The 12,878-nt window shown below is 42.2% G+C and carries 12 protein-coding genes; 8 read left to right on the plus strand and 4 right to left on the minus strand.

Features of this window, described 5'->3' with window-relative positions; all coding sequences use genetic code 11:
- Positions 1-56 precede the first annotated feature (56 nt).
- The gene (locus WDM69_RS05400) at positions 57-1,346 is read right to left on the minus strand and encodes a saccharopine dehydrogenase family protein (protein ID WP_240494838.1); all 1,290 of its coding nucleotides are present in this window, start codon (positions 1,344-1,346) and stop codon (positions 57-59) included.
- A 341-nt stretch (positions 1,347-1,687) separates the two neighbouring features.
- Between WDM69_RS05400 and WDM69_RS05405 the strand changes: the two genes are divergently transcribed.
- Together WDM69_RS05405 and WDM69_RS05410 are read left to right on the plus strand one after the other, a co-directional pair.
- Positions 1,688-2,506, plus strand: coding sequence for a threonine/serine ThrE exporter family protein (locus tag WDM69_RS05405; protein WP_078307036.1), 819 nt, complete (start codon positions 1,688-1,690; stop codon positions 2,504-2,506).
- A gap of 26 nt (positions 2,507-2,532) precedes the next feature.
- Positions 2,533-2,985, plus strand: a complete 453-nt coding sequence (locus tag WDM69_RS05410; RefSeq protein WP_078306709.1) for a threonine/serine exporter family protein — start codon at positions 2,533-2,535, stop codon at positions 2,983-2,985.
- Positions 2,986-3,048: 63 nt separating this feature from the next.
- On the opposite strand, the gene WDM69_RS05415 is transcribed toward WDM69_RS05410, so the two are convergent.
- Both WDM69_RS05415 and leuA read right to left on the minus strand, forming a co-directional pair.
- A complete protein-coding gene (locus WDM69_RS05415) occupies positions 3,049-3,399 on the minus strand; it encodes a DUF4298 domain-containing protein (RefSeq protein ID WP_338755067.1) in 351 nt (116 codons plus the stop codon).
- Positions 3,400-3,439: 40 nt separating this feature from the next.
- Entirely contained in the window at positions 3,440-5,212 is a 1,773-nt protein-coding gene (leuA, locus tag WDM69_RS05420) for a 2-isopropylmalate synthase (protein WP_338755068.1), read from the minus strand.
- Between the two features lie 284 nt (positions 5,213-5,496).
- Here leuA and WDM69_RS05425 point away from each other — a divergent pair, with 284 nt between their 5' ends.
- From WDM69_RS05425 to accC, 5 genes are all read left to right on the plus strand, one after another.
- Entirely contained in the window at positions 5,497-6,939 is a 1,443-nt protein-coding gene (locus WDM69_RS05425) for an APC family permease (RefSeq protein WP_338755069.1), read from the plus strand.
- 247 nt (positions 6,940-7,186) lie between these two features.
- Positions 7,187-7,861: a hypothetical protein gene (locus WDM69_RS05430; RefSeq protein ID WP_078306713.1), complete on the plus strand. Its 675-nt coding sequence runs from the start codon at positions 7,187-7,189 to the stop codon at positions 7,859-7,861.
- Positions 7,862-7,871: 10 nt separating this feature from the next.
- Positions 7,872-8,426, plus strand: coding sequence for a hypoxanthine-guanine phosphoribosyltransferase (locus WDM69_RS05435; RefSeq protein WP_078306714.1), 555 nt, complete (start codon positions 7,872-7,874; stop codon positions 8,424-8,426).
- Between the two features lie 199 nt (positions 8,427-8,625).
- Complete coding sequence (gene accB, locus WDM69_RS05440; RefSeq protein WP_078306715.1) at positions 8,626-9,057, plus strand: acetyl-CoA carboxylase biotin carboxyl carrier protein; 432 nt, start codon at positions 8,626-8,628, stop codon at positions 9,055-9,057.
- Positions 9,058-9,069: 12 nt separating this feature from the next.
- Positions 9,070-10,416: an acetyl-CoA carboxylase biotin carboxylase subunit gene (gene accC, locus WDM69_RS05445; RefSeq protein WP_078306716.1), complete on the plus strand. Its 1,347-nt coding sequence runs from the start codon at positions 9,070-9,072 to the stop codon at positions 10,414-10,416.
- Between the two features lie 49 nt (positions 10,417-10,465).
- On the opposite strand, the gene WDM69_RS05450 is transcribed toward accC, so the two are convergent.
- A complete protein-coding gene (locus tag WDM69_RS05450) occupies positions 10,466-11,029 on the minus strand; it encodes a hypothetical protein (RefSeq protein ID WP_143823256.1) in 564 nt (187 codons plus the stop codon).
- 337 nt (positions 11,030-11,366) lie between these two features.
- Here WDM69_RS05450 and WDM69_RS05455 point away from each other — a divergent pair, with 337 nt between their 5' ends.
- Positions 11,367-12,869: a type IV pilus assembly protein FimV gene (locus tag WDM69_RS05455; RefSeq protein ID WP_078306718.1), complete on the plus strand. Its 1,503-nt coding sequence runs from the start codon at positions 11,367-11,369 to the stop codon at positions 12,867-12,869.
- Positions 12,870-12,878: the final 9 nt, after the last annotated feature.

Below are 12,878 nucleotides of genomic sequence, written 5' to 3' on the forward strand. Positions count from 1 at the left end.
AAAACCCACCACATGGTGGGGTTTTATCCTGAAAAAATTCACAAAATATCGCCCATTTAGTAAGACAATACCCTATCTCCGTGGTCATCTTTAATCCGAGTGGGTAAACCAATGTCATTGAGCAAGTTGATAAATGGTTTGGGGTCTAGCTCTTCAACATTGACCATACGCTGTACGTCCCATTCCCCTGTTGCCACCAGCATGGCAGCAGCGACAGCTGGCACGCCTGCGGTGTAGCTGATGGCTTGACTGCCCACTTCTTCAAACGCTTCTTTGTGGTCAGAGACATTATAAATAAATATTTCAGCAGGTTTGCCATTGATTTTGCCTTTGATTTTATCACCGATGCACGTTTTTCCTGTGTAGTTAGGGGCAAGCGAACTTGGATCAGGCAGTACCGATTTAACCACTTTTAATGGCACAATTTCTTGTCCTTCAGCGGTCATCACAGGTTGTTCTGACAACAGTCCAAGATTATTGAGTACTGAGAACACATTCATATAATGCTCACCAAAACCCATCCAAAAGCGAATATTAGGTACTTGTAAATTAGCAGATAGTGAATGCACTTCATCATGCCCGCTTAAGTAGCTGTCTTGTATGCCAACCACAGGCAAATCATCGGTACGCTTAACCTCAAACATGTTATTTGAATGCCATTGGTCATCTTGCCAAGAATACACAGTTCCTGTAAATTCTCTAAAGTTAATTTCAGGATCAAAGTTAGTGGCAAAATATTTACCATGATTACCATCGTTAATATCAATGATGTCAATGTCAGTAACTGACCCTTTATCCATCATGTCATGACCAATGCGGGCGTAAGCATTGACCACACCAGGGTCAAAACCTGCTCCCAAGATGGCAGTAATTTTGTGCTTAGCACAGCGGTCTCGGCGTTTCCATTCATAGTTAGCGTACCAAGGTGGGTCTTCACAAATTTTGCTTGGGTCTTCGTGAATGGCGGTATCGATGTATGCCACGCCTGTTTGAATACAGGCTTCTAATACGGTCATGTTGATAAATGCCGTACCAACGTTGATGACAATTTGTACGTTCAGCTGTTGTATCAGCTCCTTTAGGGCAGACACGTCCATGGCATCAATTTCATGCGTGTGTAAGACAGCAGGCAGTTTAAAGCTGTCTTTTTTTACGATGCTATCGTAAATGGCATCACACTTTGATAATGTGCGACTGGCGATGTGTATTTCGCCCAATATGTCATTATTCATGGCACATTTGTGGGCAACCACTTGTGCCACACCACCTGCACCGATGATGAGTACATTTTTTTTATGGGATTGATGAGCAGTCATGATGGGGCATCCTCCTTGGTGTGCCATCATGACCAAACCTTGACTGTGGGCGTTGGTATGTGATTGGCACGGATGAATTTTGTGTGTCCATTAAAAAGGAAGACTAAGGAAAACAGACACACCCGTTAAGTTTAAGAGATGTGCTGGCACACCTCAATGAGTCATGCTTAATGATGGTGATGGATGGCGACATTTCAAGTGTCTTTATGTATCATAAGCATAAATAATCAGCATAAATCATTTTGAGCGAGTTTATCTTGAAACACTCAACCCCAACGCATTCAAATTTGCCCCAAACAACATTAGCGACAACCATGATTGGCAACAAAACAACTGCCAACAAGACAACTGCTCAAAACAAGCCAAAATCCATGCCCTATATGGCATACGAACAGCAACAACAAATCACTCGTTTGTGTGTCCGCTGTGGGTTGCTGCTAATGCAATATGGGGGTGAGTCTTTATTGGTAACGGATTTAAGCAAACGCTTGGGGCTGGCGTTGGGGGTAGGCAGTGTGGAATGTGCGTTGTCTTTTAATGCCATTACTCTGACGACGGTATACAATCAAAGGTGCATTACCACCACCCGAGACACCGTGAGCCAAGCCATCAATGTCAATATGCTGATACAAATTCAACGCATTGTCAGTCAAGCAGAACGTCAGCTGACACCTGATTTTAATGACAAAACCACTGACCATCTACAAGAACGCATCAGCCAAACCATCTTATGCTTTGATGAGCTTGACCACAAGGTGTATTCACCATGGTTGGTAACAACCTTTGTTGGGGGGTCGTGTGCCAGTTTTGCTCATCTCAATGGTGGTAATATTGCCATCACTGCCATCACGTTTGTGGCGGGTTTTTTGGCGATGGGTTGTCGGTTGATGCTCGCCCGCTGGCATTTTAATCCATTTATAGCGGTGATTATGACGGCTTTTGTGGCATCATTGATGGGGGCAAGCAGTTATTTTTTACCATTTACTGATGACCCTGCGGTGGCGGTGGCATCTAGCGTGTTGCTTCTTGTGCCAAGCTTTCCCATCATCAATGCGTTGTATGACATATTAAAGGGATTTATCAGCATGGGCATCGGTCGTTATGTGTATGCTTCTATGTTGACGCTATCGGCTTGTGTGGGCATTGTCATGGCATTATTGTTGCTTGGCTTGCCAAATTGGGGATTATAATAACAGATGATGGCAGGTAATTTATCATGACGTTTTTGACCGCTTTGATATTGGCATGTCTGATTACTTTGGGTTGGACATTAATGCTGAATGTCCCTAAATCTTTTATTGGGGTGTGTTTGCTACTGACAGTCAGTGGCTTTGGCACAAAGACGCTGTTGGTAAACCATGATGTGCATTTGGTGTTGGCGACATTTTGTGGGGCAATGGTGGCAAGTTTTTTGGGGGTGGCGGTGTCCAGGCGGTACATTCTACCGCCCAAGACGCTGATTATTCCAAGCATCATCTGTTTAATGCCCGGCATTGTGGCTTATAAGGCCATGATAAGCATGGTGCAGATTGGTTATGCTGGCTTTAGTATGGCATTATTTGAACAGATGATGCGGTATTTTTTTGAAGCGATATTCGTCATTTCAGGCTTGGTATTGGGTTTGTCCATTCCCAGCATTGTGTTTTATCGCCGTCGTCCGATTGTGTAGTGAATTGTGCGGCTGGCTGTGTGTGGTTGATTAGTCATGATTAGTAATTGAGGTGCTTATGGTTCATAATGCGTTTACCAATTGTTTAATCAATGCCCTTTGTGTTTGTTCAGCATCAATCAACACATTCCAAATGCCATCTTCACTTAAGACAGAATAACCTTTGGTTTTTGCTTGTTCGTTCACATAATCCAAATCTTGCTCACTGATGTCCCCATTTTGGTAAGCCAAACAAAAAGATTGATACTCTTTTTGATAAAATTCATCTAACCTAGCATGCTGTTTTTGCAACTGTTTGATTTGTTTGAGCATGATTTTAAGTTGTTGCGTTTGAGCCTGAATGTCATCATTTAATTGTTGCATTTCGATGAGTCGGTTTAACACAGTGTGATGTTGTTTAGAAGCATAAGACATAAGCATACCGTGAATAAAATAGGAAGCATAAAAAAAGTGATTATTGAGTGATTTGAGTCAGGGCTGATAACGCTCCTTTTAGCATGGCAGATACGGTACTGGTACAAGTACCAATGCCTGAGTAAATCTGTCCATCAATACTCAGCTGAATATACGCCACCGCATCTGCATTGGTTTTGTTTTCATCGCTGTTGTTACCATCGTCCAGATGATTTTGGCTGATGGCGTGTTCGGAATAGTTGGTAACATGAATGGCTTTACTAAAATGCGTGCCAATACCATCAATGAATGACGACAGTGGGCCATTACCCGTGCCTTGAATGTCCACCACCGTGCCATTAATGTCCACTTGCCCAACAAAATGCACATCGCCACCTTTATTACTGACGCTATAATCCAATAAACGCAACCGCTCTTGATGCAAATAAGTGCGTTTAAAAGCGGATAAAATTTCATCAATTTGCAATTCTCGAGCTTGTTTTTCAGCTTCAATTTGCACCACTTTACTAAAGTCAATTTGCATCCAACGAGGCAGATTAAAGCCAAATTCACGTTGTAGAATATACGCCACTCCGCCTTTACCTGATTGGCTGTTGATGCGTACCACATCTTGGTAACCACGCCCAATGTGTGCAGGGTCAATGGGCAAATACGCCACGTCCCAGATGCCTTGCGTTTGTTCCAAGTATTGCTCATTATAATCCAATGATTTTTTAATCGCATCTTGATGTGAGCCACTAAAAGCGGTGAACACCAATTCACCAACATAAGGATGACGAGGATGCACAGGTAATTGATTACATTCGCTAACCACCTGAACAATTTCGCTGATGTTACTAAAGTCAAGTTCTGGGTCAACACCTTGACTATATAGATTCATGGCCATCACCAAGATGTCCATATTACCAGTGCGTTCACCATTACCAAGTAAGGTGCCTTCGATGCGGTCTGCCCCTGCCATCAACCCCAATTCACTGGCAGCGACTGCTGTACCACGGTCGTTGTGGGTGTGGAGACTGATGGTTACATGCTCACGATGCTTAAGATGACGACAAAAATACTCCACTTGGTCGGCAAAGACATTGGGTGTGGAGGCTTCTACCGTCCCAGTTAGGTTTAAAATCACTTGTTGCCCCTGCTCTGGTTGCCATATCTCACAGACCGCATCACAAACATCAATGGCAAAGTCGGTCTCAGTCTGGCTAAAGCTCTCTGGTGAGTATTCAAATATCCACTCTGTATCAGGATACTCTTTTGCCAAATCTTTAAGCATGGTTGCACCAAATAAGGCAATGTCTTTGATTTCTTGTTCGCTTTTTTGATAGACCTTATCACGTTGAACCTTGCTGGTCGAGTTATAAACGTGAACAATGGCACGTTTTGCCCCTTGCAAAGACTCAAAGGTTCGGCGAATGAGATGCTCACGAGCCTGTACCAACACTTGCAACGTGACATCATCAGGCACATGCCCTTCTTCTATCAGTTTGCGAGTAAAATCATATTCTACTTGAGCGGCTGACGGAAAGCCGATTTCAATCTCTTTAAACCCAACATCAACCAGCAGTTTGAAGAATTTGAGTTTCTGCTCAATGGTCATGGGGTCAATTAAAGCTTGATTGCCATCACGCAAATCCACACTTGCCCAAATTGGGGCTTTGGTCAGCTGTTTGTCCGCCCAAGTGCGATCAGTCAGCTTGGGAGCAAAAGCAAATGGTTGATATTTACGATAATCAAAAGCGGTATTTTTTGGGGGCTTACGTTGCTTATCATTGATGGCATCAGTGGTCTTATTGACCGTGTCATTGGTGGTCATAATCAATCCTAAAAAGTGCTTAGTTAAAGTGCTTAGTTTATGTAAGGTTCATATTAGCCATTATAATCATAAAAATCATAATAGCAAAAATGGCTGAGTAGACATTCGTAATTTACCTTTTAATTCATCAAAATAATGATATAAATTATCAATATTAAGATTAGGCTGAACAAAATTTCCTAACATTAAAATTCCCCATATGATAGCATTTTAAACGGTTGCAAAGTAAGGCTTAAACGGCTAATATTCGTCGCTGTTTTTTTAAGTTTTCTTGAGTTTGTGCCATGCCTGCCATCAACCCCCCCCATAACCAAACAGATAGCCACACAGATAACCACACAAATAGTGTCCAAATTACCCCCAAATATAATCTAATGACCGCACTTGCCATGTTGGTGGGCATTGTCATTGGATCGGGCATTTTTTTTAAAGCAGACAACGTTTTGCAACACACGGGTGGCAGTGTCAGTCTTGGCATTGTGGTGTTTGTTTTAGCAGCCATCGCCATCATCTTTGGTTCATTGACCATCGCTCAGCTTGCCAGTCGCAGTGACAATCATGGTGGCATCATCGCTTATGCTGATGAATTTGTTGGCCCAGAATTTTCTACCATGGTGGGCTGGTTTCAGACTTTTTTGTATTTTCCCACCATCGGCGTGGTGGTGTCATGGGTGGTGGGCATCTTTTTATCGCTACTGCTTGGGATAGACAATGCCAGCCTTGAGCTACAAATGGTGATTGGGCTGGCATGGCTTATCATCAATTATATGATGAACGTGTTTTCTGCCAGTTGGGCAGGTAGGTTTCAAATATTATCGACCGTCATCAAGCTGATACCGTTATTTTGTATTGGCATACTCGCCTTTATTAAAGGTGACACCACCACCATGTTTCATACCGCTCAGCAAGTGGTTGCTAATGATGATGTCATGACGTCGGTATCCACATTAGCATGGCTTGGGGCAGTCGGGCCGATTGCGTTTACATTTGATGGTTGGATTGTTGCCACCAGCATTTCAGGTGAACTAAAAAATGCCAAACGCAACCTACCGATTGCGTTGATTGTTGCACCAATTTTGATTTTACTGGGCTATTTGATTTATTTTGTCGGAATTTCTGCCTATTTGGGAGCAGGTCAGTTGATGAGTATGGGTGATGCCAGTGTCGATGCGGTAACACAAGCCTTATTTGGGGCAACGGCAGGCAAGGTATTTTTGGCATTTGTGATAATCTCGGTGATGGGAACAGTCAACGGTCTGGTATTGGGTTTCATTCGTTTGCCCTATTCATTGGCGTTAGCAGGTCGCATTCCCTTAGCAAAAAGCTTATCCGTCATATCAGCAAAAACCCAACTGCCCAATAACTCAGCTTGGTTCACACTGGCGATTGCCCTATTTTGGTTTATGACACATTATATCACCATGAAAACAGGCATTTTAGGCAACATGGACATCTCAGAGATTGCCATTGTCGTAAGCTATGTGCTGTATGTGGTGCTTTATTTTGCGGTGATTAAGTTATGGCGACAAGGGGTGATAAAAAGCCTCTTTTTTGGTCTGATTGCCCCTATTTTGGCAACGCTTGGCTCGGTATTTGTGTTGTTCGGTGGGCTACAAAACCCAATGTTCTTGCCTGTGTGTGTGCCAATATGCGCGTTGGTGTTGGGCATGGCGTATGTCTATGGCAAACAAGCAAGCAAACAAACTAAAGTTAATGAACCTGCTTAACCTGCTTAAAAAGGTCGCTTTATTTTGGCAAAACGCCCAGCAAAACAAATCAAGTTGACGATTGACACAAAAGCCATTACTCTAAGGCGTATTAAGCAGCCATCACGTCTTGTTGTTGGCTTATTATTAATTTTTTATTAACCAATTTATAATATATTACTAACTTATTTAATCTGTTATTAACTGATAATTGGCTTATTTTAGCCCATTTATTTTATTTCACATTTTATGCCTTTAGAGACACTCCATGACTACCTACTTTGGATTTTTGCCCAGCGACCAGCTTAAAACTAAAATTGAAGAAATCCAACACATCATCGAAAACAACATAAAAACCGACTATTATCCCCACCGTGATGAAGTTACCAAACTCATCGCTCATGAACTGATTGATAACTTGCTCAATGATTTGGTTACCTTGATACAAGATCCAGAGCGAAAACACCGCCTTGAAAAAGTGGTCAAAACTGTCCATGGCACAGTTGATACCTTACTTGGCAGTATCTTAAGCAAGCAGAGCAATGATAAAGTCATCGACAGCTATCACTTTATGGTCAATCATAGCCTATTTACTGATAATGATGAACAGATGAGAGTGGGATATGAATTACCCCATGAAGACGCTCAACTTATCAATGATAACTTTAGCAAAATCCAAACCGCCATCACCCAAGCCAAACGCCCGCATACCTACCTACAGAACGCATCAGAAACCATCATCAATGCCACTTTGCACCATTATTTGCATGATTTTGGCCAAACCTTGCATTTAGGATTACTCAAACGAGGTGCCATTCCCATTGCAGAAACTGCCATTTCTAAAAGCGCTCAAATCGCCATTCATAAAATCATGCCTGACATGCCCCAAACAGCAACCGAACGCTTATATCATCACTATCAACAATTAATCGTCCAAAAATAAGGTTCACACCATGACCCAAATCAGCAACCAAGACATTGAAAAAACCTTACGTAATTCAGAATGTCTCATCAGTAGCATTGAGGTCGCCGCTGCTTATGAACGTCTGGCAGCCCAGCTTAATCTACATTATGTCGGTCTAAACCCCATTGTCATGGTGGTGATGAATGGTGGTCTGATACCAGCAGGACAACTGCTTACCCATCTTACCTTTTATCATCGCATGCACTACCTGCACGCCACACGCTACCGTAACAATGAAAGCACCAATGATTTGGTGTGGAAATACAAGCCTGATGTGGACATCACAGGGGAACACATTTTACTGATTGATGACATCTTCGATGAAGGCATCACCTTAAAAGCGGTGGTGGAAGAACTAAAACAAGAAAACCCAGCATCTATCAACTGCTGTGTGCTACTAAACAAACAACACAACCGTAAAGTGGCAGACTTTTCAGTTGACTTTGTGGGACTGGATGTGGCAGATCGATACGTCTATGGTTGTGGCATGGACTATCATGGCTATCTGCGTCATTTACCCGGAATTTATGCCATTAAAGAATGAATCACTTCAACAATAACACAACAACGTCATAGTTTATGGATAAAGACAGTTACATAAAAACAACTGTTCACTGAAATTTTAAAAGGTTTTGCTATGGGTGTGTTTGAAAATTTTTGTTACAATATCTGTCACATATTGGGTTAAATTAACTCACCACCATACATATGGTTACATATGGTATTGATAAAAAAAGGTCATTATGGACATCGAACACATTCGCCAATTAATTGATTTAATGGAAGAAAAAGACTTATTGACTTTAGAAGTCTGCTCTGGTGATGACAAAGTCAGTTTGACCCGTTATTACCAACCGATTGCGTCCACCATCAGTGCTGTTCCCACCGCCTTGCCAACATCATCTCAACCTCAAGAACCAAGCTCTGCCAAGCAATCAGGACACGTTGAAAACTCGCCCATGGTTGGCGTGTTCTACTCCGCCCCAAGTCCCAATGAGCCACCATTTGTCAAAGTGGGGCAAACTGTCCAAGCAGGTGATACTTTGGGCATCATTGAAGCGATGAAAATCATGAACCCACTTGAAGCCACACAAAGTGGTGTGATTGCTGAGATTTTGGTAGAAAATGGCGATGTGGTACAGTTTGGTCAACCTGTGGTGCGATACCAGTCTTAATGGGCATTTATTATGATAAAAAAATTACTCATCGCTAATCGTGGCGAGATAGCCTTGCGTGTCGTCAGAGCGTGTAAACAGCTGGGAATCAAAACCGTTGGCGTGTATTCCACCGCCGATGCCAATCTTATGCACTTAAAATTTGTTGACGAAGCAGTCTGCATTGGCAAACCCAATGCCAATCACAGCTATCTAAATACCAATGTACTGCTGACTGCTGCTGAAATCACAGGAGCTGATGCCATTCACCCAGGTTATGGTTTTTTATCTGAAAATGCCGAATTTGCCGAACAAGTCGAAAATACAGGTCTGACCTTTGTCGGTCCACACCCTGACCATATCCGCCTAATGGGCAATAAAATCTCTGCCATTCATGCGATGAAACAAGCCAACGTACCAACTGTGCCAGGCTCTGTCGGAACAATCACCATACACAATGCCGAAGAGCAGGCCCAACAAATCGGTTTTCCATTACTCATTAAAGCCGCTGCTGGAGGTGGTGGACGTGGCATGCGTATTGTCGAACGCTTTGACCAACTCATCGGACAAGTACAAGCTGCCAAGCAAGAAGCTGAGGTCAGTTTTGGTGACGACAGCGTGTATATGGAACGGTTTTTACAAAACCCACGCCATGTGGAAGTGCAAGTGTTGGGAGATGGCAACGGCAATGCCATTCATCTATATGACCGAGACTGTTCACTACAACGCCGTCATCAAAAGGTGCTAGAAGAAGCACCTGCCCCTGACATTCCAGATGACATTCGTGAGCCGATACTCCAAGCTTGTGTTCGAGCTTGTCAGCAGATTGGCTATCGGGGGGCAGGCACATTTGAATTTTTGTATGAAAATGGCGAATTTTTCTTTATTGAGATGAACACCCGTGTTCAAGTTGAACATCCTGTTACCGAGATGATTACAGGCGTGGATATTGTGGTTGAGCAGTTGCGTGTGGCATCTGGTTTGGGGCTGTCTTATCGTCAAAGCGAGATAGACATTCGTGGACATGCCATTGAGTGTCGCATTAATGCTGAAGACCCCCACACCTTTATGCCATCACCAGGGCAAGTGGGGCGATTTTTTGCTCCCAGTGGTGCAGGTGTGCGTTTTGATTCGCACCTTTATCCACACTACACCATTCCTTCTTTTTATGATTCCTTGATTGGTAAACTCATTTGTCATGCCCCTACTCGTCAGCAAGCCATCAGCAAATGTGTCCATGCTTTAGATGAATTAATTATTGAAGGCATCAAAACCAACATTCCACTGCATCGAGATGTGATTTTGGCAGATAAAAACTTTAAAAAAGAAGCACAGAACATTCACCATTTAGAAAAGCATTTGTTAAATAAGTCAGGTTAAATGACGTGTTAAATGGCGTAGGTTAAACAAATTACGGTTAAAAAAGCATTTAAGGCAACACTCTTTCAAAACGAATGTGGCATTTCTCACCCAGTTTATCACCACACCACTGCATGGTGTTGCCATCTTCTTTAATATAGGCGATGACTTGCTCACCAGTTTGGTCAACTTGATTGCCCGAGCAATCCACTTCATTGTTATCATAGATGGTTTTTAATATCAATATTGGCAATCCCTCTTCATGCGTTAGCACCACATAGTTGCCATAAGTCACTTCATTGGCACTGCTTGTCCGCATAAAATTATCCCTATCAAAGGCATATAACTCCCGACAGATTTTGCTGGGTTTTTGCCATGTGGCAATGCGACCGTCATGATTATTATGACCATCAATCGTTTTATCAGGAATCTTGATGTCATTGTCCATGCTGTCATTGGTTCTGCTGATGTTTGCATTGGCATGGATTTTAGCCACTTTATCATCTTGTTCATCTAATACTGCTTGCCATTGCCCTGCTATTTTAGGCAAAATATATGTATTTTCTTTAGTTAAATGAGTGCCAGAGCCACTGATTCCTGCATTTAATAAGGCAGCCAGTGTTAAAGACGTCATGCTTATTGTTTCCATACCATTTCCTTAAAATACCAATACTAGCCAACGTAAAACAAGCCAATGTAAAATAAATCAAACACAACACAAAAAGAAACTTTAATAAGAGAACCATCATAGCACTTTCATGGCATTTTGATGACCAAAACAGCTTAACTTTTTGTTGTTTATTTTCGTTATTTGTGGGCTTCTCTGTATTTTTTGGCACATATTAGCGATTTTTATCTTATCTTTTGTTGTCATCAATGAAAGAAACTGGCAATAAAGCCATATTTTTGATATAAATGACACATTATTGTGGCTGTTTTTTTCCAAAACTTATTTTAATTAAGGGATTGTCATGGCTTGGCAACAGATTTCGACACAAAAAACCTTACTTTCTTCTGCGATGACCTTTATGCTTATCGGCAGTGCTGGTATTAGCCATGCGGTGACGGTCGGCTCAACACAAATCAACTCCGCCCAATACGAACCACTGAATGCGGTTATTGAAATTAAAGACATTAACCCTGATGACTTTTCTGCCAAAATTGCAGACAACCGAGTCTTTGAGCAGATGGGGCTAGAAAACAGCAACCGTTTGAATGTGAATTTTGTACGAACATCAGACTCCTCGGGCAAATTGGTCATCACCTCTGCCAGACCTGTGCAAAACCCATATCAAAACATTGTTTTAGACTTGAGTGAAAGGGGGCAAAATACCTTTTTGCCAAAAACTTTATTGGTAGCAACCAATGATGTCAAACAACTTAATATAAAACAAGCCAAAACACAAGTGGACATACAGGCAGACATGTCTGATGTGTCCACACATCATAACCAATATAATAACCAGTATGATGATTACCAAGTTACCAATGCCAGCCAAGTCAATTTGCCAATCAGCCATGTTCCAGCTGATAGTAACTTTGATGGTAACATGGTTCTTGATGATAACGTTGTTTTTAATGATAACATAGTTGCCAGCAGTGATTCAGCTTTAAATGCTGGTACAGCCAAACACACGCTAAAAGATGATGCGTCATTATTGGCATCAAACACAACATCAAACACAACATTGGCATCAAATCGTACCCATTCTTTTACGACTTTAGATGAGCCACCAATCGGTGAATTGGCATCAGACCATATCCTACTCAATGCTCTTGGTGTGGACACAACTGATATGACAGGCGCAGCGACTGACACAGTGATGGCACAGTCTCAGCCTCAACCGACAGCATCATCAACTGACTCACTGGTTGATGCCAATGATCCTGAAACTCATCATCGCAAAACCTATGTCGTGCAACGCAATGATAATCTATGGATGATTTCTAACAACATTGCCAAACGCAACAATGTCAGCGTTTATCAAGTGATGAAACAAATCCAACAGGACAATCCTGATGCCTTTATCGACGGTAAAGCCAGTCGCATCATTGCCAATGCACAGATTATCTTACCTGATTATGAGTTTATCCCCAGTCAAAACAGCTTAGAAAAAGCATTGGCGGCAAAACGAGAACAGCTTGCTAATGAACAAACCGCTTCTGGTGGCAAAAAATCCAGCACCACTTCTTCAACCACTAAGAAACGTTATCAAGCTAAAAATACAGCCAAAGCTGCCAACCGTGTGGCACTGGTTGCTCCCAGCATCACCAACCAATCAGCCAGCAGTTCAAACAATGCTCCTTCCACAGACCTTGTTGGTCGTTTAAAAAACACTCGCCAATCAACCGCCAGTACGGTGCGTTCGGTCAATGGATTGAATCATAAATTTAGCGACTATGCCAAAAAGCTTGAAGTACAAAATGAAAAAATTGCTCAGCTTGAAGCCAAGCTAAAAGAGCTTAAACAATAAATATTGACA

It is taken from the genome of Lwoffella lincolnii (assembly GCF_037201985.1).
Lineage (GTDB): Bacteria > Pseudomonadota > Gammaproteobacteria > Pseudomonadales > Moraxellaceae > Psychrobacter > Psychrobacter lincolnii.